General features: G+C 68.7%; 20 protein-coding genes and 1 pseudogene. 9 read left to right on the top strand and 12 right to left on the bottom strand.

The window, feature by feature from the left end:
• Positions 1 to 18: 18 nt before the first annotated feature.
• Complete coding sequence (locus AAFF27_25145) at positions 19 to 906, top strand: arginase family protein (protein XAH23226.1); 888 nt, start codon at positions 19 to 21, stop codon at positions 904 to 906.
• A 25-nt stretch (positions 907 to 931) separates the two neighbouring features.
• Here AAFF27_25145 and AAFF27_25140 read toward each other — a convergent pair whose 3' ends face one another.
• Positions 932 to 1,834, bottom strand: coding sequence for a LysR family transcriptional regulator (locus tag AAFF27_25140; protein ID XAH23225.1), 903 nt, complete (start codon positions 1,832 to 1,834; stop codon positions 932 to 934).
• A 128-nt stretch (positions 1,835 to 1,962) separates the two neighbouring features.
• On the opposite strand from AAFF27_25140, the gene AAFF27_25135 reads away from it, so the two are divergent.
• On the top strand, positions 1,963 to 2,829 hold the full coding sequence (locus tag AAFF27_25135) for a pirin family protein (protein ID XAH23224.1): 867 nt from the start codon (positions 1,963 to 1,965) through the stop codon (positions 2,827 to 2,829).
• 6 nt (positions 2,830 to 2,835) lie between these two features.
• Here the strand turns inward: AAFF27_25135 and dprA are convergent, their stop codons facing one another.
• Together dprA and AAFF27_25125 are read right to left on the bottom strand one after the other, a co-directional pair.
• Positions 2,836 to 4,029, bottom strand: coding sequence for a DNA-processing protein DprA (gene dprA / locus AAFF27_25130; GenBank protein ID XAH23223.1), 1,194 nt, complete (start codon positions 4,027 to 4,029; stop codon positions 2,836 to 2,838).
• 17 nt (positions 4,030 to 4,046) lie between these two features.
• Entirely contained in the window at positions 4,047 to 5,231 is a 1,185-nt protein-coding gene (locus AAFF27_25125; protein ID XAH23222.1) for a LysM domain-containing protein, read from the bottom strand.
• 161 nt (positions 5,232 to 5,392) lie between these two features.
• Here AAFF27_25125 and def point away from each other — a divergent pair, with 161 nt between their 5' ends.
• The 5 genes from def to AAFF27_25100 are packed head-to-tail and all read left to right on the top strand — an operon-like array spanning position 5,393 to position 8,450.
• A complete protein-coding gene (gene def, locus AAFF27_25120) occupies positions 5,393 to 5,902 on the top strand; it encodes a peptide deformylase (GenBank protein XAH23221.1) in 510 nt (169 codons plus the stop codon).
• Positions 5,899 to 6,387 (top strand): hypothetical protein, encoded by a 489-nt coding sequence (locus AAFF27_25115; GenBank protein ID XAH23220.1) that lies wholly within the window; start codon positions 5,899 to 5,901, stop codon positions 6,385 to 6,387. The genes def and AAFF27_25115 overlap by 4 nt, the downstream gene beginning before the upstream one ends.
• An 11-nt stretch (positions 6,388 to 6,398) precedes the next feature.
• Positions 6,399 to 7,364: a methionyl-tRNA formyltransferase gene (gene fmt / locus AAFF27_25110; protein ID XAH26324.1), complete on the top strand. Its 966-nt coding sequence runs from the start codon at positions 6,399 to 6,401 to the stop codon at positions 7,362 to 7,364.
• Entirely contained in the window at positions 7,361 to 8,107 is a 747-nt protein-coding gene (locus AAFF27_25105) for an AzlC family ABC transporter permease (GenBank protein ID XAH23219.1), read from the top strand. The genes fmt and AAFF27_25105 overlap by 4 nt, the downstream gene beginning before the upstream one ends.
• A gap of 13 nt (positions 8,108 to 8,120) precedes the next feature.
• Complete coding sequence (locus tag AAFF27_25100) at positions 8,121 to 8,450, top strand: AzlD domain-containing protein (protein ID XAH23218.1); 330 nt, start codon at positions 8,121 to 8,123, stop codon at positions 8,448 to 8,450.
• Between the two features lies 1 nt (position 8,451).
• Here the strand turns inward: AAFF27_25100 and AAFF27_25095 are convergent, their stop codons facing one another.
• A complete protein-coding gene (locus AAFF27_25095) occupies positions 8,452 to 8,844 on the bottom strand; it encodes a response regulator (GenBank protein ID XAH23217.1) in 393 nt (130 codons plus the stop codon).
• 228 nt (positions 8,845 to 9,072) lie between these two features.
• Between AAFF27_25095 and AAFF27_25090 the strand changes: the two genes are divergently transcribed.
• Entirely contained in the window at positions 9,073 to 10,266 is a 1,194-nt protein-coding gene (locus tag AAFF27_25090) for a phosphoglycerate kinase (GenBank protein XAH23216.1), read from the top strand.
• A 237-nt stretch (positions 10,267 to 10,503) separates the two neighbouring features.
• Here the strand turns inward: AAFF27_25090 and AAFF27_25085 are convergent, their stop codons facing one another.
• The 4 genes from AAFF27_25085 to ilvB form a co-directional block, all read right to left on the bottom strand.
• Entirely contained in the window at positions 10,504 to 11,343 is an 840-nt protein-coding gene (locus AAFF27_25085) for a ChbG/HpnK family deacetylase (protein XAH23215.1), read from the bottom strand.
• Positions 11,340 to 12,875 carry a glycosyltransferase family 39 protein gene (locus AAFF27_25080; protein XAH23214.1) on the bottom strand — a complete coding sequence of 512 codons (1,536 nt, stop codon included), beginning with the start codon at positions 12,873 to 12,875 and terminating at the stop codon, positions 11,340 to 11,342. The genes AAFF27_25085 and AAFF27_25080 overlap by 4 nt, the downstream gene beginning before the upstream one ends.
• On the bottom strand, positions 12,872 to 13,936 hold the full coding sequence (locus AAFF27_25075) for a glycosyltransferase family 2 protein (protein XAH23213.1): 1,065 nt from the start codon (positions 13,934 to 13,936) through the stop codon (positions 12,872 to 12,874). The genes AAFF27_25080 and AAFF27_25075 overlap by 4 nt, the downstream gene beginning before the upstream one ends.
• A gap of 172 nt (positions 13,937 to 14,108) precedes the next feature.
• Positions 14,109 to 15,887, bottom strand: coding sequence for a biosynthetic-type acetolactate synthase large subunit (ilvB, locus tag AAFF27_25070; protein ID XAH23212.1), 1,779 nt, complete (start codon positions 15,885 to 15,887; stop codon positions 14,109 to 14,111).
• 65 nt (positions 15,888 to 15,952) lie between these two features.
• Here ilvB and AAFF27_25065 point away from each other — a divergent pair, with 65 nt between their 5' ends.
• On the top strand, positions 15,953 to 16,447 hold the full coding sequence (locus AAFF27_25065; protein ID XAH23211.1) for an Lrp/AsnC family transcriptional regulator: 495 nt from the start codon (positions 15,953 to 15,955) through the stop codon (positions 16,445 to 16,447).
• A gap of 25 nt (positions 16,448 to 16,472) precedes the next feature.
• Here AAFF27_25065 and bluB read toward each other — a convergent pair whose 3' ends face one another.
• The 4 genes and pseudogenes from bluB to AAFF27_25045 form a co-directional block, all read right to left on the bottom strand.
• Positions 16,473 to 17,129, bottom strand: coding sequence for a 5,6-dimethylbenzimidazole synthase (gene bluB / locus AAFF27_25060; GenBank protein XAH23210.1), 657 nt, complete (start codon positions 17,127 to 17,129; stop codon positions 16,473 to 16,475).
• 82 nt (positions 17,130 to 17,211) lie between these two features.
• The gene (locus tag AAFF27_25055; GenBank protein XAH23209.1) at positions 17,212 to 17,613 is read right to left on the bottom strand and encodes a type II toxin-antitoxin system MqsA family antitoxin; all 402 of its coding nucleotides are present in this window, start codon (positions 17,611 to 17,613) and stop codon (positions 17,212 to 17,214) included.
• A 284-nt stretch (positions 17,614 to 17,897) separates the two neighbouring features.
• Positions 17,898 to 18,185: pseudogene (locus AAFF27_25050) on the bottom strand (type II toxin-antitoxin system MqsR family toxin).
• A gap of 117 nt (positions 18,186 to 18,302) precedes the next feature.
• The gene (locus AAFF27_25045; GenBank protein ID XAH23208.1) at positions 18,303 to 19,502 is read right to left on the bottom strand and encodes a fatty acid desaturase; all 1,200 of its coding nucleotides are present in this window, start codon (positions 19,500 to 19,502) and stop codon (positions 18,303 to 18,305) included.
• Between the last annotated feature and the right edge of the window lie 243 nt (positions 19,503 to 19,745).

Below are 19,745 nucleotides of genomic sequence, written 5' to 3'. Positions count from 1 at the left end.
CACACAGCACTCCCGTATATGAGCACTAGCAACGAAACGACGCTGCGCCTGGTCTTCCCGCAATGGCAGGGCGGCAACAACCCGCCTTACTACTTTGGCGCCCAGCTCTTGTCATGGCTGGCGCCGGACCCGACCGGCCCGGTCGAACAGGTCGAGGTGCCGCCATCGACGGGCGCGCCGCTGGCCATCGAAGACGGCATCGTCGGCCGCAGTGCCTTGCTGCGGCAGTTGCAGCGGGCGCGCCAGCTGATCGACCAGCATCGCCCGGACCGCCTGGTGGTGCTGGGCGGCGACTGCCTGGTGGACCTGGCGCCGTTTGCCTATCTCAACGAGCGCTACGGCGGCGAACTGGCGGTGCTGTGGGTGGATGCCCATCCTGACGTGATGACGCCCAGGGATTTTGCGCATGCCCACGCCATGGTGCTGGGCAACCTGCTGGGCGAGGGCGACAGCGACTTCGCCAGCGCGGTCAAGCTGCCGCTCAAGCCGCAGAACGTGATGTATGCCGGCCTGCAGCAAACGCTGCCGGGAGAGCGCGCCTTCATCGAGCGGCATGGACTCAAGCAGGCTGGCCCCGCCGCATTGGCCGAGAACAGCGAGCCGGTGCTGGAATGGCTGCGCGCCACGGGGGCCAAGCACCTGGCCATCCACCTCGACCTGGACGTGCTGGACCCACGGGCCTTTCGCTCCCTGCTGTTCGCCAACCCGGCCGCGCCGGCCGACGCCTTCGACGGCGTGGCGCAGGGCGGGATGGGCATCGAGCAGGTGCTGCGCTTGCTGGGCGACGTGGCACAGGTGGTCGATGTGGTCGGGCTGGGCATTGCCGAGCATCTGCCCTGGGACGCGCTGGCGCTCAAGAACATGCTGGCCCGGCTGCCGTTGGTGGGCCAGCCGGCAGGCCGGTAGATCCGCCGCATGTGCTGGGCGCGGCTCAATCCTCGTCCAGCAACCGGAAGCGGTCCGCCAGGAAATCCAGCAGCGCCCTGAGCGCGGGCAACTGCCCGCGGCGCGAGGCGAACACGGCGTGGATGATCTCGCGCCGCGGTGCCCAGCCGGGGATCACGTGGATCAGCTCGCCGCGCTCGATCTGCTCGCGCACCATCATGGAAGGCAACTGCACGACGCCCACGCCGGCCACGGCTGCCGCCCGCAGCGCCAGCATGCCGCGCGTGATCAGGCGGGGCTGGTGGCGGATGGTGGCCTGCGCGCCGTCGGGGCCGATCAGCTGCCAGGCGTGCTCGTGCTGCGGCAGGCCCAGGTCCATGCTGGGCAGGCCTGCCAGGTCAGCGGGCACCTGGGGGCGCCTGCCCGCCAGCAGGCGCGGGCAGGCCACCAGGCGCTGCCCGCGCTGGGCGAGTGTGCGCATGGCCAGCTCGCTGTCTTCCAGCGGCGGGGGGCGCACCCGGATGGCCAGGTCCACGCCTTCTCCGACCACGTCCACGCGGCGATTGGTTTCCTCCAGGTGGATCTCCACGAGCGGATGCGCCACCATGAAGGCCGCCACCATCTCGGCGATGTGGGCGTCCAGCAGCGCCACCGGGCAGGTCATGCGCACGACGCCGCGCGGCTCGGCCTGCGTCAGCGCAATGGCTTCATCCGCGGCATCCGCCTCTACCAGCATGGCCTTGCAGTGGCGGTAGTAGGTCTGGCCGATCTCGGTGACCGCGAAGCGCCGGGTGGAGCGCTGGATCAGCCGCGCGCCCAGCCGCTCCTCCAGCAGCGCGATACGCCGGGAGAGCTTGGATTTGGGCGTGCCCAGCGCCCGGCCGGCGGGGGCGAAGCCGCCGTGGTCCACCACCTGCACGTAGTAGTAGAGGTCGTTCAGGTCTTTCATTGCTCACCCTCATCGTTCACCCAGTAGGACTATGAAGGCAGATTACGCCATCTACCGGGATCATCGTCCTGCCCATATTCTTTGTCCATGGTCCGAGGCCCTCGCCTTGGCGACTGAAGGAGATCCGCGTGAAGAAGATTCTTGGTGTCTATAGCGCCCCCCGCCAGCACTGGGTGGGCGATGGTTTTCCGGTGCGCTCGCTGTTTGGCTACGACGGGCTGGGCCGGCATCTGAGCCCGTTTCTGCTGCTCGACCACGCGGCGCCGACCCGCTTCGAGCCGGCTGCGCAGCCGCGCGGCGTGGGCCAGCATCCGCACCGTGGCTTTGAGACCGTGACCATCGTCTACCAGGGCGAGGTGGAGCACCGGGACTCCACCGGCGCGGGTGGCCTGATCGGCCCGGGCGACGTGCAGTGGATGACCGCGGGCGGCGGCATCCTGCATGAGGAGTTCCATTCGCGGGCCTTCACCGAAAGCGGTGGCACGATGGAAATGGTGCAGCTCTGGGTCAACCTGCCCGCAAAGGACAAGATGGCCGAGCCCGGCTACCAGACCCTGCTGGACGCGCAGATCCCGTCGGTGGACTTGCCCGAGGGCGCTGGCCGGGTGCGGGTGATTGCGGGCGAGTTCGATGGGCAGCGCGGCCCGGCGCGCACCTTCACACCGATCGACGTGTGGGACGTGCGCATCGCCCAGAGCGGTGTCGCGCACCTCCCGGCCAAGGCGGGCCGCACGCTGGCCTTGGTAGTGCTGCGCGGCACCGTGCTGCTGAACGGCGAGGAGGTTGCGCGCGAGGGGCAGCTCGTGCACTTCGACCCTGCTGGCGCGGGCGTGGAGATCGAGGCCAACAGCGATGCCACGCTGCTCTGGCTGTCGGGCGAACCGCTCAACGAGCCGGTGGTGGGCCACGGCCCGTTCGTGATGAACAGCGAGGCCGAGATCCACCAGGCCATCGATGACTTCAACGGCGGGCGTTTTGGCCAGATGGCCGGCTGAGTGCCCTCAACCCAGCGCCATGCGCTGGAACAAGCCGCCCGGCAACCGCGCCACGTGGCCGTCGAGTTCCAGGTCCAGCAGCTGCGCCTGCAGCGTGGCGGCAGGGATGCCGGTGCGGGCTACCAGGGCGTCCAGGCCGACGGGGTCGTAGCCCAGGGCGTCGAGGAGGGCGGCGTGCGGGGTGGCGGCCTCGGCGGGTTGCGCCGGCGCTGCTGCTGTGCCCGGCAGGCGCAGCTCTTCCAACACGTCTTGTGCGGATTCGACCAGCTTGGCGCCCTGGCGGATCAGCGCGTGGCAGCCGCGCGACTGCGGCGCGTGGATGGAGCCGGGGATGGCGAACACCTCTTTGCCCTGCTCCACCGCCTGCCGCGCGGTGATGAGCGAGCCCGAGGGCTGGGTGGCTTCGACCACCAGCGTGCCCAGCGTCAGGCCGGCGATCAGCCGGTTGCGGCGCGGGAAGTTGCTGGCCAGCGGCGGCGTGCCGAGCGGGTATTCGCTCAGCAGCAGGCCGTGCTCGGCGATGCGGTGCGCCAACGCGCGGTGGCGCGCCGGGTAGACCCGGTCCAGCCCGGTGCCGACGACGGCAATGGTGGCGCAGCCGTCGCCGTGGGCACCATCGAGCGCGCCCTGGTGCGCGGCGGCGTCTATGCCCAGCGCCAGGCCCGAGACCACGGTCATGCCGGCTTCGGCAAAGTAGCGGCCAAAGGCGTGGGCGTTCTGCGCGCCCTGCGGCGTGGGGTTGCGCGTGCCGACGATGGCGATGCCGCGCGCCTGCGCATTGGCTAGCGCGGGCGCTTCTGAATTGATAGCTAATAGCCCAGGCGCCACCTGGGTTTCAGGCACTTTTTGCTTGAAACTTGCCTGGCCCAGCAGGTACAGCGTCAGCGGCGGGTCTTCGATGGCCAGCAGGCCTGGTGGGTAGCCGGCGTCGCCCAGGGTGACAAAACGGCGCTCGGCGCCGGTGGCGTCGCGCTCGTTCAGCCAGGCCCAGGTGCTGTCCAGCAGCGCGGCGAGGCCTTCGGGCTCGCTGCGCAAGGCGGCGGCCTGTGCGGGCGTGACCACCTGCTGCAGCGCAGTGGTGGAAGCGTCGAACAGCGCCTGCGGCAGGCCAAAGGCGGCGAGCAGCCGGCGCGCCGTGTCCAGGCCAACGCCGGGGCTGAGCGTCAGGCGCAGCCAGGCGGAGAGTTCTTCGCGCTCCATGCGCCCCGGTGTGCCGCTTACTGCGGCGACACTAGGTGGTCGCCCACCTTCACGCCGGTGCGGATCTGCAGGATCAGGCCGTAAGAGACCCGGTCGAAGGTGCGGAACACCATCAGCAGGCCGTTGCGCTCGTCGGGCAGCTTGATGCGGGTGCGCTTGTCGTCGGTCGGGTCGACGATGCGGTCGCCCTCGGTGAGGATGGCCAGCACGTGGCCAACCTCCATGCCGTCGCGCGTGCCCTTGTTGATGGCGACGATCTGGTTCTGCGCGGCATTGGCCACGGCGCTGCCGTAGATCGACACCACGCGGCCGTTCTCGAACGCTTGTTGCGGCGCGTGCGGCGTGTAGTTCACCAACTGGCGCGGCGGCTCGGGCTGCAGGCGGTCGCCGGCGCGCATTTCTTCCTTGGAGCCGGTGATGTCCATCGAGGCCGGCACGATCTCGGTCAGCTCCTTGCCGTCCTCCAGCACGGTCTGCACCGACTCGCCCTTGAGCAGGCGCGCGCGGCCGACGTATTGCGCCTCGTAGCCCAGGATCTCGCCGCTGGCCGGGTCTTTGAGCGGCACCGCTTCGCGGAACACGCGGAAGTCGCGCGGCTGGCCTTCGCCCAATTGCAGCGGCTGGCTGGCCGAGCCGCGCGCATAGGCGCGGTCGCCGCGCGCCAGCATGACGTGGTCGCCAAAGGTGCCGACCAGGCGCGGCGCGGCTTCCAGCACGCCTTCTTCCAGCACCAGCGGCTCGGCCAGGAAGGGCTCGATGAACTGCGGCTGCAGCGTGGGAATGACGTTGCTGGCCAGGCTTTCGCTGCGGGTGCGCGGGCTGATGCGCAGGGTTTCGGGCTCGGTCGAGCCGGGGCGCGTGGTGCGCAGCCGCGCCATGCCGTCAATGCGCTCGAGGTAGAGCGTCTGGCCGGGATAGATCAGGTGCGGGTTGCGGACCTGCTCCAGGTTCATGCCCCACAGTTCGGGCCAGCGCCAGGGCTGGCGCAGGTACAGGCCGGAGATGGCCCAGAGCGTGTCGCCGCGCTTGACGACATAGGTGTCGGGCGCATCGGGCGCCAGCTCGGACACCGGCACGCCGGCTTGCGCCACCTGCTGCGCGGTGGCGCGCTGCGCCGGCGTGATGGGATAGGTCTGGGCCAGGGCCGGCAGGCTGCCGCACAGGGCCGCCGCGGCCAGCGCCACTGCGGCGCTTCGGGTCATTTTTCGCATCAGGAAAGGCTCCCCCCATCCGGCAAGAAATCGTTACAAACAGCGACTGATTCTCGCTGCATGGCCTTGAGAGGGCAACGCATATTGGCGGCAGTCCCCGGGCGCAACGCCAAAGTGGCGGAAAATAGCGACATCTTCGCCCGTTTGACGCTATGGCTTTGCTTCCTATTCTTTGTTATCCCGATCCACGCCTGCAGAAGGTCGCCAAGCCTGTGCCGGCGGTGGATGCCCGCATCCAGCAATTGATCACCGACATGCTGGAGACCATGTATGACGCCAGCGGCATCGGCCTGGCGGCCACGCAGGTGGACGCGCACGAGCGCCTGGTGGTGATCGATGTCTCTGAAGACCGCGACACGCCGCTGGTCTTCATCAACCCCGAGATCGTCTGGGCCAGTGAAGAGCGCGTCAGCGGCGAGGAAGGCTGCCTGTCGGTGCCCGGCTTCTATGACGGCGTGGAGCGCGCCGCCGAGGTGCGGGTGCAGGCGCTGGACCGCGACGGCAAGCCCTTCACGCTGGAGGCCGACGGCCTGCTGGCGGTGTGCATCCAGCACGAGCTGGACCACCTGCTGGGCAAGGTGTTTGTTGATTACCTGTCGCCGCTCAAGCGCAACCGCATCCGCACCAAGCTGGTCAAGCAGCAGCGCGAGGACCGGGAATGAGCTTTACGCGCGCACTGCTGGCTGCCGCCGCGCTGGCCGTGCTGGCCGGCTGCGCCAGCCCGGCCTTCGAGCCTGCCGGCACGCCGCTGAATGCGGTGCTGGCCAAGCTGGGCGCGCCCACCGGCCGCTACCCGCTGCCTGAAGGCGGCGAGCGGCTGCAGTACTCTGAGCTGCCGGCCGGCTCGGCCGTGTGGAACCTGGACTTCGACGCCGAAGGCCGCCTGCGCAGCACCGACCAGGCGCTGCGCTATGCCGACTTCAACAGCATCGTGGTGGATGCGTGGACGGCAGCCGACGTCACGCGCCTGATGGGCAAGCCGGTCAAGGTCGAGCGCGTGGCCAGCTTTGACGGCCCGGTCTGGTCGTATCGCTTCAATGACCTGAACAGCATGCGCCTGATCCATATCCACCTGGACCCGGGCGGCGTGGTGCGCAGGATTCTCTACACCGACGAGGTCACTGGCCGCGACCGGTACCCGCGGTGAGCGGCCCCCGCTTGCGCGCCGTCTTTGCCGGCACCCCCGAATTTGCCCGCGTGGCGCTGGAGCGGCTGCATGCCGCCGGCGTCGAGGTGCCGCTGGTGCTGAGCCAGCCCGACCGTCCCGCCGGGCGCGGCATGAAGCTGCAGGCCTCGCCGGTCAAGCAGTTTGCGCTGGAGCAGGGCATGGCCGTGTCCCAGCCGCGCAGCCTGCGCCTGGACGGCAAGTACCCCGACGATGCCGCCGCCGCGCGCCAAGCGCTGCTGGACGCGCGCGCCGACGTGATGGTGGTGGCGGCCTACGGGCTGATCCTGCCGCAGTGGGTGCTTGATCTGCCGCGCTTGGGTTGCCTGAACATCCACGCCAGCCTGCTGCCGCGCTGGCGCGGTGCGGCGCCCATCCACCGCGCGATCGAGGCCGGCGATGCCGAGACCGGCGTCACCATCATGCAGATGGACGCCGGCCTGGATACCGGCGACATGCTGTTGATCGAGCGCCTGCCGATCGGCGCGCGCGACACCACGGCCACGCTGCACGACCAACTGGCCGCGCTCGGCGGCCGCATGGTGGTGGAGGCGCTGGAGTTGGCCCGGCAAGGCGGCCTGCAGCCGCTGCCGCAGCCGGCCGAGGGCATCACCTATGCCCACAAGATCGAGAAGGCCGAGGCCGCCATCGATTGGGCGCAGGACGCCGCCGCGATTGGCCGGCGCATCCGCGCCTTTGACCCGTTTCCCGGCGCCAGCACCACCATCGCGGGCGAGGTGGTAAAGCTCTGGAGCTGCGAAATTGATAGCGAAGAGCCGGCGCCTGATAAGGGGTTTGGCCGTATTTTGTCTGTAAACGACAGCGGCATTGCGATCCAGTGCGGCGCTGGCGTGCTGCGCGCCACCGTGCTGCAGCGCGCCGGCGGCAAGCGCCTGGCGGTGGCGGATTTCCTGCGCGGCTTCCCGCTGGTGGCGGGGACGGTGCTGGGGGCCGCATGACGCTGGCGTTGGCGGTGCGGCGTGCCGCAGCGCTGGCGCGCACGCCTGAATTTCGCCAGGGCGCGTTTGACATCTCTGGCATGAGCGTGGGCGTGGGCGCCTGGGGCCTGGTGACCGGCGTGGCCATGGTGAAAAGCGGCATGCCGCTGGGCGTGGCGATCTTCATGTCGCTGGTGGTCTATGCCGGCAGCGCGCAACTGGTGGTGATACCGCTGATGGCCGCGGGCTCGCCGCTGTGGGTGGTGTGGCTCACGGCCCTGTGCGTGAACCTGCGCTTTGTCATCTTCAGCACCATGTGGCGCAACTACTTTGGCAATCTTGACCGGCTGCGGCGCTGCCTGATCGGCTACTTCAGCGGCGACGTGGTGTTTGTGCTGTTCCAGCGGCGCTTCCCCGAGCAGCGCCCGGCGCCCGAGCAACTGCCCTACTTCGTGGGCGCGACCACCACCACCTGGCTGTCCTGGCAGGTCACGTCGCTCCTGGGCATGGTGCTGGCCAACGAGGTGCCGATGCACTGGGGCCTGGGCTTTGCCGGTGTGCTGGCGCTGCTGGGCGTGCTGCTGTCCATGCTGTCGGACCGCATCGCCTGGATCTCGGCTGGCGTGGCGGGCACGGCGGCGGTGGCGGCCTTTGCGCTGCCGCTCAGGCTCAACATCCTGGTCGGTATTGCCGCTGCGGTGGCTGTTGGACTGGTGCTTGAAGCAGCCTTCCCGCGCCATTCCCGCGTCCGTTCCTCTTCCTGAAAGACCGAGTGGTATGGGTGTCTGGGAAAGCATCATTGCCATCGTCGGCCTGGGCGCAATCACGCTGCTGACGCGCAGCTTCTTCATGTTGCCCGAGCGCGAATGGCCGCTGCCGGACTGGCTCAAGCGCGGCCTGCGCTATGCGCCGCTGGCGGCGCTGACGACGGTGCTGGTGCCCGAGCTGGTGATGACGGATGGCGAGCTGATCGGCACGCTGGCCGATGCGCGCCTGCCCGCGCTGCTGGCGGCCGGCGCCTACTACTTCTGGCGCCGCGGCATCTTGGGCACCATCATGCTGGGGATGGCGGTGTACCTGCCGCTGCACGTGGGGCTGGGCTGGTAGCTCAGCTATGGCGCGGATGGGTTCCCGTGGCCAGTTGCTCGCAAAAAGACAGCAACTGGTCGATCTCGTGGGACTTGTCGAACACCGCGTCGGCGCCTAGCGACTGGCAGCGTTCGCGGATGTCGGCGGTGGCGTAGTTGGTGAGCACGACGGCGTACTGGTGCGCGCCGCGCTGGCTCAGTGACTCCAGCACGCCCAGGCCGTTGCCGCGCTCCAGGAACATGTCGATGATGGCCAGGTCCCATTCGGCATGCGAGGCCAGCCAGGCGCGCGCGCCGGGCTCGTCCGCGGCCCAGCCCAGGGTTTCCACGCCGACCAGCTCGGCCAGCGTGGCGCACACATTGGCCCGGATCAGGGGGTTGTCTTCGACGAGAAAGGCGTGGACCGTCGCCATAGGCGGGTCGGGCAAAGTGGGGGCAGCATGGGACAAGGGCGTAAGCGGCGTTGGATGCGTGGGCGAACGTCTGATCGGTGACATGCACCAGTAAGCGCCTTCTGCCGCCGCACGCCTGTAGGACGGGCGCGTAAACCGCATGCGGGCTGCGTCCTCCATGCAAGGGAATGTGAAGCGCTTGTGACGCAGTTCCTACAATTGCGGGTTCTTTCAACCCTGAGCTTGTTCATGAACGTCCTGCGCTTCTCCGATCTCTGCGCCCAAGGCAAGGCCGCTGGCCAACGGGTCTTTATCCGTGCCGATCTCAACGTGCCGCAGGACGATGCCGGCCGCATTACCGAAGACACGCGCATCCGCGCCTCCGTGCCCTGCATCGAGCTGGCGCTGAAGGCTGGCGCGGCCGTGATGGTGACCTCGCACCTGGGCCGCCCGACCGAGGGCGAATACAAGCCCGCCGATTCGCTGGCGCCAGTGGCCGCGCGCCTGTCCGAGCTGCTGGGCCGCCCGGTGCCGCTGCTGCAGCACTGGGTTGATGGCGTGGAGGTGGCGCCGGGCAGCGTGGTGCTGCTGGAGAACTGCCGCCTGAACAAGGGCGAGAAGAAGAACGACCCGGCGCTGGCGCAGAAGCTGGCCGCGCTGTGCGACATCTTTGTGCACGACGCCTTTGGCACCGCGCACCGCGCCGAGGCCTCGACCTATGGCATCGCCCAGTACGCCAAGATTGCTTGCGCCGGCCCGCTGCTGGCAGCCGAGATCGACGCCATCAGCAAGGCCCTGGCCAACCCACGCCGTCCGCTGGCGGCCATCGTGGCGGGCTCCAAGGTGTCGACCAAGCTCACCATCCTGAAGGCGCTGGCCGACAAGGTCGATCAGTTGATCGTCGGTGGCGGCATTGCCAACACCTTCATGCTGGCGGCCGGCTTGCCCATCGGCAAATCGCTGGCCGAGCCCGATCTGCTGGACCAGGCCCGCGCCGTGATCGACGCCATGCGCGCGCGCGGCGCGGCCGTGCCTATCCCCACCGACGTGGTGGTGGCCAAGAGCTTCGCCGCCGACGCACCGGCCACCGTCAAGAAGGCCGCCGACGTGGCCGCAGACGACCTGATCCTGGACATCGGCCCCGAGACCGCCGCCCTGCTGGCCGCGCAGCTGAAGGCCGCCGGCACCATCGTCTGGAACGGCCCGGTGGGCGTGTTCGAGTTCGAGGCTTTCTCGCACGGTACCGAGACCATTGCGCGCGCCATTGCGGCATCGGATGCGTTCAGCATCGCCGGCGGCGGCGACACGCTGGCGGCCATCGCCAAGTACGGCATTGAGAAGGATGTGGGCTATATCTCGACTGGCGGCGGCGCCTTTTTGGAGATTCTGGAAGGCAAGACGCTCCCAGCGTTTGAAATTCTGGAAAAACGAGCGAACGGGTGACCCCCCCCAGGCTACGCGCTTCGCGTCTTCGCCTTCCCCCTCAAGGGGACACATCCAGCGGCCCGGCGGAGCCGGTTCCGCGGATGTCTGCGCTTGGCCTGCTCCGCGGCCTTTGGTTTGTGGGCAGTGCTGTGGGCAATCGAGATGGCGCTATATAAAATATAGCTTCATGCCGGCGTGTTACCTGCATTTCAGATACTTTTGTACCTGAAGTACAGAATATACACCGGCATGCAGCTATCTATTTGATAGTTGCCACTCAGGCACAGGCTGCCCAGCCGGCACGGTGCGCAGCGGCACGATGCTGCAGCCGGCTTCGGCCAGCAGGGCGTCGAAGTCTGCGCCGGCCAGCACCGCGTACTCGTGCTGGCGCGCCGTGCGGATGGCGTCGCTGGCCTCGCCCGGGCCGGCGCTGGGGTGGCACATCAGCAGGTCGCCGTCTTGCGCCACGGCCAGCCACTGGCGCAGGCGGGCGCGGTAGCGCAGGGCGTCACCACCAAAGTCATAAACACCCAGCAGGCGCCGGTTCTGCGCATAGCCGGCGGCGCTGGCCAGTTGCGCCAGCGGGGCTTGGCCCAGCGCCTGCAGCAACCGGGGCTTGAAGGCGGCGCCGGGCGCGTGCCGGGTGCTGCGCAGCCAGGGGCGCGGGCCGGGGCGGCGGGCCAGTTCTTCCAGCAGCGCCTCGCGGATGCCGGGCAACTGGTGCACGTGCTGGTGGCCGTCGACATGGTCGACCGGGCGGCCCAGCGTGTCTTCAAAGGCGTCGAACTGGGCGCGCAGCTGGGCGCGCACGCGCTGCAGGTCGAGCTGTTTCAGATAGGCGCGCAGCACCACGCTGCGCAGCGGCGCGGCCTGTTCGGGCGGCAGCGGGAAGCCGGTGAAATCAAGATGCAGGCCCAGGTCGATGCCACGCGCGCCGCCAGCGCGCAATGCCGTGGCGGCATCGCGCCAGGCCGGCCCGCCGACCATGCAGCTGGCCGCGCTGATGCGCCCGGCATCGGCCAGGGCCAGCACGGCGTCGAGCACGCCGGTGTCGGCGCCCAGGTCGTCGACGCAAACGGCCAACCGGCTTGTCATGGGCTGCAGGCGCCGAGCGCGGCCGGCGTGGTGTGCCACAGCGTGGTGTCACCGGCCTGGGCCACGGCGCGGGCGCGGGCCAGCCAGGGGTAGCGCGCGGCGTCGTCGCGCGTGGCGACGATCCAGGCGCTGGGCGCGGCACAGACCAGCGCGGGCAAGGCGCTGGCTTCTTGCAGCACGGGGGCGCGGCTGGGCTCGGCGAACTGCGCGGCGTCGAGCAGTTCCTTGCGCCAGTTGTCGCGCAGCGGCACGCTCGGGTCGGCCCAGCTGTCGATCACCGTGACGGGCTCGGTCAGGCGCGCATAGAAGGGCAGGTCGTAGAAGTAGTGGTGCAGGAACAGCACCGGCTCGCCCGGCGCATGGGCTTTCTCCAGCGCCTGGCCGATGTCGCGCAGGGAGCCGCGCGGCTGCAGCGCCAGCGCCATCACCGGCGCCACGCAGGCGACCACGGCCAGCGCGGCTGCGCCGCGCCACAGTTTTGGGTTTGGCCGCAGCCCGGCGCCATCGGCCAGCAAAAAGGCCAGCGGCGCCAGCGCCGGCAGCACATAGCCGACCAGCTTGGAATGCGGCAGCGAGAAGAAGCCGACGATCGCCACCAGCCACACCAGCATCAGCAGCCGCACCGGCCGCGCCGCGCTGTCTTGCCAGAACGCGCGGCGCGCCAGCGTGGCCAGCCAGGGCGTCCACGGCAGGCCCAGCGCCAGCAGCACGGCGGGGTAGAACCAGAAGGGCGCGACGTTGTTGAAATCACTGCCGGCAAAGCGCTGGAAGTGCTGCACCACAAAGAAGTAGTGGAAAAAATCGGGGAAGGCGCGCTGCATCGCGATAAACCAGGGCGCCGCCACGGCCGCAAACAGCGCCAGCCCTGGCAGCCACAACAGGCCCAGCAGCGTGCGCGGCCGGCGCAGCGCCAGCAGCCATACGGTCAGCACCAGGCCCGGCAGCACGGCGCCGATCAGGCCCTTGGCCAGCACGCCCAGCGCGGCGGCCAGGTAGCCCACGGCCAGCACCGGCCGCGCCTGCGCCGGGCCGGCCAGCGCGGCGTGTGCGCAGGCCAGCACGCACACGGTGATGCAGCCAGCCACCAGCATGTCGAGGTTGGCGAACTGCGCGGCGACGAAGAAGAAGGGCATGGTCACCAGCACGCGCAGCGTGCGCGTGGCGGTGGCTGGCGCCCAGCGCCGCGCAAACAGGTACAGCGCCAGTGCGGCGGCCAGCGCGCCCAGCAGCGGCGCCGCACGCGCGGCCCAGGCCGAGGGCCCGAACAAGCCCATGGCGCCGCCGGTGATCCAGTAGAACAGCGGCGGCTTGTGGAAGAAGGGCAGGCCATCGAGCCGTGGCACCAGCCAGTCGCCGCTCTGCAACATGTGCCAGGCCACGCCCACGTAGCGGCCCTCGTCGGGCAGCATCAGCGGGCGCATCCAGGCGGTGCAGGCCAGCCATATGGCTACCACCAGGGCGGTGCCGGCCCAGCCGCTGCGCAGCAGGCTGCGGCTGGGCGCTTGCACCGTGCTTGCCGGTACCGCGCTCATCGCGCGTCTGGCGTCAGGCCCCGCCCCTGTTCACGCTTGAGCAGATACAGCGGGCGGCCCTTCACCTCGTCGAACACGTGGGCGATGTACTCGCCGACGATGCCCAGCGACACCATCTGCACGCCAAAGAAGAACATCAGCGTGACCACGATGGTGGTCCAGCCCGACACCGGGTGGCCGTAGAGCAGGTATTGCAGCGTCAGGTAGGCGCCGTAGAGCAGCGCGGGCAAGGCCATCAGCGCGCCGGCGATGCTGACCGCGCGCAGCGGCCAGGTGGTGAAGGCGGTCAGGCCGTCGATCGACAGGCCCAAGAGGCGCAGCGGCGTGAAGCGGCTTTTGCCCTCTTGGCGCTCGGTGGGCATGTAGGGCAGGGCGACAGAGTCAAAACCGACCCAGGCGTACAGCCCCTTCATGAAGCGGGTGCGCTCGGGCAGGGCGCGCAGCGCCTCGACCACGCGGCGGTCCAGCAGGCGGAAATCGCCCGCGCCGGGCGGCACCTGCACCTTGGGCGAGCTGTTGAGCAGCGCATAGAACACGCGCGAACCCCAGCGCTTGAAGGCGCCTTCGTCTTCGCGCGAGCGGCGCACGGCGTAGACCACATCGGCACCGGCGCGCCAGTGCGCCAGCATGTCGGCCAGCAGGGCGGGCGGGTGCTGCATGTCGGCGTCGAGCATGGCCACCACCTCGCCACGCGCGGCGTCCAGCCCGGCCGTGAGTGCGGCCTCTTTGCCAAAGTTGCGCGACAACTGCAGCAGGCGCACATTGCCGCGCGCCAGCCAGGGCGCGGCCTGCAGCGCGGTGTCGTCGGTGCTGCCGTCGTCTACCAGCACGATCTCCCAGTGCTCGGCCAACTGCGACAGCACGCGCGACAGCTCGGGCAGCAGCAGGCGCAGGCTGCGCGCCTCGTTCCAGCACGGCACCACGCAAGAGATGCTGACCGCGCCAGCGCGCTCGCGGGTCGGCGCGGGGGGGGCGGCGGGGTTGGCGATGGTCGCGGCATCCGCGTCACGGTAGGCGAGCGGGGCGACCGGCGGGTGATCGGAAAAAAGTTGAAGGTTCATATACGGGACGCCAAAGCGCCAGCAAGTGGCGCGAGTGTGTGCAGCCGCGATGAACCCGGCCTGAATGTCCCTGGCCTTTGCCAAGCGTTTACGCCTGGGTTTTTGTAAGTATCAAATTGATAGCTAAATGCCCAGGTGTAGCCTGGGCTAAAGGCCTGTTTGGCTCAAATTCCTATGCGCCGCCGCCATACCAGCGCCCCGCCCCCAGCAGCACCTGGTGGTGCCCGGCGCCCGCCGGGATCATGGGAAAGCAGTTTTCCTGCGCCGCCACCTGCACGTCGAGGAAGAAAGGGCCGTCCCAGGCCAGGCATTCGGTCAGCGCCGCCGGCAGCTCTGCCGGGCTGGCCACGCGCCGCGCGCCCCAGCCAAAGGCCCGCGCCAGCGCCACAAAGTCTGGCAGCGCGGCGTTCCAGCTATGGCTCAGGCGGTTGCCGTGGTTCAGCTCCTGCCACTGCCGCACCATGCCCATGTAGCCGTTGTTGCACAGCACCAGCTTGATCGGCGCGCGGTGCTGCACGGCGGTGGACAGCTCCTGGATGTTCATCAGCACCGAGGCATCGCCGCTCACGCACACCACCAGCGCCCCCGGGTGCGCCACCTGCGCGCCAATCGCGGCCGGCAGGCCATAGCCCATGGTGCCGGCGCCGCCCGAGGTCAGCCAGCGCCCCGGGCGCTCGAAGCGCAGGTACTGCGCGGCCCACATCTGGTGCTGGCCGACGTCGGTGGAGACGATGGCATCGCGCCCCTCCAGCGCCTGCTGCAGCGTGCTCATGAGCTGCTGCGGCAGGATGCTGCCGGTGCGCGGCGCAAAGTCCAGGCAGCGCTCGGCGCGCCAGCCGGCAATGCGTGCCCACCAGGGCGCCAGCCGCTGCGGCGCCAGGCCATCCAGCGCGGGCTGCGCCAGCAGCGCATCCAGTACCGCGCCGCAGTCGCCCTGCAGCGCCACGTCGGCCCGCACCACCTTGTGGATGCTGGCCGGATCGATGTCGATATGCACCACCCGCGCGCCGGGGCAGAACTGGTCGAGCCGGCCGGTCACGCGGTCATCAAAGCGTGCGCCCACGCACAGCACCAGGTCGGCCTCGTGCATCGCCAGGTTGGCCTCCAGCGTGCCGTGCATGCCCAGCATCCCCACAAACTGCGGCTGCGATGCCGGGAACGCGCCCAGGCCCATCAGCGTGAGCGTGCAGGGCGCATCCAGCCGCTGCACCAGCCGCGTAAATGCCGCGCAGGCGGCAGGGCCGGAATTGACCAGCCCGCCGCCGCCATACAACACGGGCCGCCGCGCGGTAGACAGCAGATCGGCCGCGCGCTGCAGCGCATCCGGCGCCGGCAGCGCGGGCACGGCGTGTGGCGTGGCGGGCGCCGCACTCACCGTGCCCACCGGCGCCAGCTGCACGTCCTTCGGGCAATCCAGCAGCACCGGCCCGGGCCGGCCGCTGGCGGCGATCTGCAGTGCGCGTCGCACCGTGGCCGGGATGTCGGCGGCGCGGCGCAACTGGCGGTTCCACTTGGTCACCGGCCGCGTCATGCCCAGTGCATCGCTCTCCTGGAAGGCGTCGGTGCCAATCGCGGCGGTGGCCACCTGGCCGCTCAGGCACAGCAGCGGGATCGAGTCGCTGCTGGCATCCAGCAGCCCGCTGATGGTGTTGGCCACGCCCGGCCCGGAGGTCACCAGCACCACGCCCACGCGCCCGGTGCTGCGCGCATAGCCCTCGGCCGCATGCACGGCGGCCTGCTCGTGGCGCACCAGGATGTGGCGCAGCCGCGGCTCGCCATGCAGCGCGTCGTACAGCGGCAGCGCCGCGCCGCCGGGGTAGCCAAAGATGGTGTCGACGCCGCAGGCGACCAGGGTGTCGAGCAGCGCCTCGGCGCCGTTGCGGCAGGTGGGTGGCGCCTGCACGGGGGCTAGGGCGGGCGAAAGATCGGGTGGGGCGGCAAGCAGGCTCATGCCCTGATTCTTCCGGTCATGTCGCAGAATGGGCTTCTGTTCTTCAGGCGTAAGCGCTGTCATCCATGAAAAACCATCGGCCAACTGGCGATTTAGACGAAGTTTCTTTGGACAAGATCGACCACGCCATCCTGCGCGCCCTGCTGGCCGATTCGCGCCGCACCTTGCAAGACATCGGCGACGAGGTCGGCCTGTCGCCCACCAGTTGCTGGAGCCGCATCAAGAAGATGGAGGCCAGCGGCGTCATCCGCCGCTGGGGCATCGTCATCGACGAGGCCAAGCTCGGCTACCAGGACTCGGTCATCGTCCAGCTCACGCTAGAGAGCCACACCGACCAAACCCTCTACGACTTCGGCCGCCTGCTGGCCGACATCCCCGAGGTGCGCGAGGCCTACCTGGTGTCAGGCGACTACGACTACTACATCCGCATCGCCGTGCGCGACACCCGCGACTACGAGCGCCTGCTGCGCGAGAAGCTCTACAAGATCCCCGGCATACGCCACAGCAAGTCGCACTTTGTGCTGCGCGTGCTGAAGGAGGCGGGGGCGCCGCCGGTGTGAGGGGGAAGGTGCCGCGTGTCCCGCACTATCCCGGCGTTTTTCCATCCTCCGGCCAACGGTTTTCAAACACGCAATCGGCGAGCGGCAGGCGGCTCGCCCAGCGCTCGGTTTCCAGCATCGGCTCGCTGTAGAACTGATCGACGTGGCCCAGACACAGGATCGCCACCGGCCGCGCGCCCTCGGGCATCTGCAGCAGCGTACGGACCGTGTCGACGTCGAATAGCGACACCCAGCCCATTCCCAAGCCTTCCGCTCGCGCCGCCAGCCACAGGTTCTGGATCGCGCAGGCCACGGACGCGAGATCCATCTCCGGCAAGGTGCGGCGCCCAAAGACGTGCCGCTCGCGGCCGTCCATCAGCGCCACCACCAGCAGCTCGCCGCAGTCCAGCAGGCCTTCCACTTTCAGCTTCATGAACGCTTCGCGCCGCTGGCCAAGGGCGTCGGCGGTGGCGAGGCGTTCGCATTCGACGGCTGCGTGCAAGGCCGTGCGCAAAGCCGGATCGGTGATGCGCGCAATGCGCCAGGGCTGCATGAAGCCAACGCTCGGCGCGTGATGCGCCGCGTCGAGCAGGCGTTGCAACAATGCCGGGTCGACCGGCTCGCGCACGAAATGGCGCATGTCGCGCCGTTCGTAAATCGCGCGGTAGACGGCTGCGCGCTCGGGATCGTCAAAAGGCTTCATAAGGAGCGTGCGGCAATGGCGGTCTTCAGCAATCCAGCGAACCCATGCCAGAACGCGTAAAGGAGTTCCAGCGCATGGCGCCCTAAACCGCCCGCACCTCGTTCAACAACTCGGGGTGGCGATCCAGCACCTTGAGCAGCTTCACCAGCGCCAGTGGCGGCCGGGTCTTGCCGTTCTCGTAGCGCGAGAAGGCATTGACGCCGCCGCCAAAAATTTCAGCGGCCTCGCGCTGGTCGAGGTCGAGCTTCTTGCGCACGCTGGTGATGAAGCCGGGATCGACAATGGCCGCGTTCACCTGCTTGGAGAAGGCGCGCATTTCACGCATGACACGATCCGACTCTGATGCGTCCAGGATGGATTCGGCGCAGGCCGGGCAAAAGTCGCCTGTCACCGCCGCAATAACGGTGGTTTCACCTTTGTAGGTGTAGGGCAGGTCGCGGGTGTCGTGGATCAGTTCCGCCGCACCGCACACAGGGCATTTCATGGTCATAGCTCCTGAGAACGTATTTGCGATCTCTATGGGGTCGCGCAAGAGTCTTTGCGGGATGGGATGCAAGGCGCGGTGCGCCGTCCATAGCTTGGGCTATGGACAAGCGCCGCAACGCCGCAGACCGCCCGCAAAGACACTTGCCCTTCGGGTTGGAGTGAAATCGGGCGATTGAGCGCCCCATCTGCTTGCATGGGCACGAGCCCATGCGGCGCAGACTGGGCCACCCACTCATCCCGATTGCACTTCAACGCGATCCCCATACAGATCGCAAATACGTTCTTACCGGACACGATCAGCACGTCACCAATGACCGTCAGCTTCAGGTACACGTCGCCCGCCTGCGTGCGGGGACGGTACACGTCCTGCCATACCGTGTGATCGGCATGGGTGGTCATGCTCTTGTAGAAATCCGCTGGCGTCAGCGCCATCACCACGTCCAGCATGTCGGAGAACGCAAGCCCCAACTCGTTTGCACCGGCTCGTGCCGCGTGCGTGGTGCGCACCTTGCCAGCCTCAACCAAGGTTTTGACCTCGGCCAGCTTGTAATGGGGGATTCGCTTCTCCATGGGAAGATTTTAACCTAGTTGGTTAAAATCAAGGGCTTTTCGCAGCTCGAGGCCATCTGCAACAAAAAGGCCGCGCCCCTCACAGGGCGCGGCCTTTTGGCCGATGGCGCAGCAGCTTCAGGCGCTGGCGGCCACCGGCTTGCGGATCTCGCTGGTGGCGCGGCCGCGGAAGTCGGTCCAGCACTGGCGCGTGAAGTCATAGAGCTTGCAGGCGCGGGCGGTCTGGAAGTACCACTTCCAGGAGAAGCGCTGGATCACGATGCGCCCGGGCAGCAGTTGCTCCAGCAGCTTCTGGGCTTCCTTTAGCTTGTAGAGCGGGATGCTCATGTCCACGTGGTGGGCGGTGTGCTCCATGATGTGGTGCATCAGCGCGCCGATCTGCAGCGGGAAGGTCAGGTGCACGGTGGTCGAGACAAAGGGCTGGGCCTTGGTCCAGGTGGCGCGGTCGTCGTGCCAGGACACCTTGACGTGCGTGTGGTGCACGTAGACGACGAAGCCGATCATGGCAAACCAGAACATCACCGGCACCACGAAGCCGGCCAGCAGCAGGCGCAGCACGGATTGGTCGGTGGCGAAGGCGGTCGCCACCAGGCTGCCGATCCACAGCAGCGCAAAGCCCGACACCAGCAGGCAGTCCTTGGTGAAGATCGGGCGGTGCGTGGTGGCCTTGCGGTCGGGGAAGAACATCTTGTTCCACCAGATCTCGATCATGTAGTACAGGCCCGGCGCCCAGCCGCTGCGGTAGAGGCGCTCCATGAAGCGGCGCGCGGGCGACAGCTTCTGGTATTCGTCCTGGGTCAGCGGCGCCCAGACAAAGTCCACGCCCTTCAGGTTGGTGAAGCCGTGGTGCACCACGTTGTGGCCCATGTCCCACAGGCTGTAGGGCGTGAGCGAGGGCAGGAAGGCGATGCGGCCGATCCAGCGGTTCAGGCCGCGGTGCGAGGTCAGGCTCTGGTGGCAGCCGTCGTGGCCGATGATGAACAGGCGGCCGATGATGAAGCCCGCCACCAGCCCGCACAGCAGCATGGCCCACAGCGGCTCGAAAGTGACGGCGCCGGCAATGGCCGCCACCAGCAGGGCGTAGTCCAGCACCAGCAGGGCCAGCGCGCGCAGGGTAGAGCGCTGGCACAGCGGGATCAGCCAGGAGCGGATGGTCTTGCGGTGCGGCAGCGGGGCGTCGGGCGCCAGCGGGTCGGGCAGCACGGTATCTGCGGCCGGCCGCGCGGGGGCGGCAGGCGCCGGGGCGTCTGCGATGAAGCCCGCGTGCAGCGAGGCGGGAAGTGGCGCCGGCATGGCGCGTTCGGAGTTGGAACTCATGGCGGGAAGCACATAGCGGCAGGGTTGCTCGGAGGCCTGGGCGGGCAGGGGCACCGCGTGGGAGCAGAGGGGTGGCCGGCCGTTAGCGACCACTCCTGCGACCCGGGATGGTACGCGAGAGCCTGTGGCATGCCCGTGAATGCCCATGACAGGGGCTTAAAAGGAGTGGCGGCACCGCCACAGCTGCACCCCCAGGCTTCGCGCTTCGCGTCTTCGCCAACCCCCTGAAGGGGGCACCGCCAG

This window comes from Xylophilus sp. GW821-FHT01B05, from assembly GCA_038961845.1.
GTDB lineage: Bacteria > Pseudomonadota > Gammaproteobacteria > Burkholderiales > Burkholderiaceae_C > Xylophilus.
This window is presented reverse-complemented; position numbering and strand designations above follow the sequence as displayed.

Bases quoted from the DNA above. Each gene is read 5' to 3' on its own strand.
- AAFF27_25145 (XAH23226.1), top strand. From the start codon at position 19: ATGAGCACTAGCAACGAAACGACGCTGCGCCTGGTCTTCCCGCAATGG.
- AAFF27_25140 (XAH23225.1), bottom strand. From the start codon at position 1,834: ATGAAAGACCTGAACGACCTCTACTACTACGTGCAGGTGGTGGACCAC.
- dprA (XAH23223.1), bottom strand. From the start codon at position 4,029: ATGGAGCGCGAAGAACTCTCCGCCTGGCTGCGCCTGACGCTCAGCCCC.
- AAFF27_25125 (XAH23222.1), bottom strand. From the start codon at position 5,231: ATGACCCGAAGCGCCGCAGTGGCGCTGGCCGCGGCGGCCCTGTGCGGC.
- def (XAH23221.1), top strand. From the start codon at position 5,393: ATGGCTTTGCTTCCTATTCTTTGTTATCCCGATCCACGCCTGCAGAAG.
- AAFF27_25115 (XAH23220.1), top strand. From the start codon at position 5,899: ATGAGCTTTACGCGCGCACTGCTGGCTGCCGCCGCGCTGGCCGTGCTG.
- AAFF27_25105 (XAH23219.1), top strand. From the start codon at position 7,361: ATGACGCTGGCGTTGGCGGTGCGGCGTGCCGCAGCGCTGGCGCGCACG.
- AAFF27_25100 (XAH23218.1), top strand. From the start codon at position 8,121: ATGGGTGTCTGGGAAAGCATCATTGCCATCGTCGGCCTGGGCGCAATC.
- AAFF27_25095 (XAH23217.1), bottom strand. From the start codon at position 8,844: ATGGCGACGGTCCACGCCTTTCTCGTCGAAGACAACCCCCTGATCCGG.
- AAFF27_25090 (XAH23216.1), top strand. From the start codon at position 9,073: ATGAACGTCCTGCGCTTCTCCGATCTCTGCGCCCAAGGCAAGGCCGCT.
- AAFF27_25085 (XAH23215.1), bottom strand. From the start codon at position 11,343: ATGACAAGCCGGTTGGCCGTTTGCGTCGACGACCTGGGCGCCGACACC.
- AAFF27_25080 (XAH23214.1), bottom strand. From the start codon at position 12,875: ATGAGCGCGGTACCGGCAAGCACGGTGCAAGCGCCCAGCCGCAGCCTG.
- AAFF27_25075 (XAH23213.1), bottom strand. From the start codon at position 13,936: ATGAACCTTCAACTTTTTTCCGATCACCCGCCGGTCGCCCCGCTCGCC.
- ilvB (XAH23212.1), bottom strand. From the start codon at position 15,887: ATGAGCCTGCTTGCCGCCCCACCCGATCTTTCGCCCGCCCTAGCCCCC.
- AAFF27_25065 (XAH23211.1), top strand. From the start codon at position 15,953: ATGAAAAACCATCGGCCAACTGGCGATTTAGACGAAGTTTCTTTGGAC.
- bluB (XAH23210.1), bottom strand. From the start codon at position 17,129: ATGAAGCCTTTTGACGATCCCGAGCGCGCAGCCGTCTACCGCGCGATT.
- AAFF27_25055 (XAH23209.1), bottom strand. From the start codon at position 17,613: ATGAAATGCCCTGTGTGCGGTGCGGCGGAACTGATCCACGACACCCGC.
- AAFF27_25045 (XAH23208.1), bottom strand. From the start codon at position 19,502: ATGAGTTCCAACTCCGAACGCGCCATGCCGGCGCCACTTCCCGCCTCG.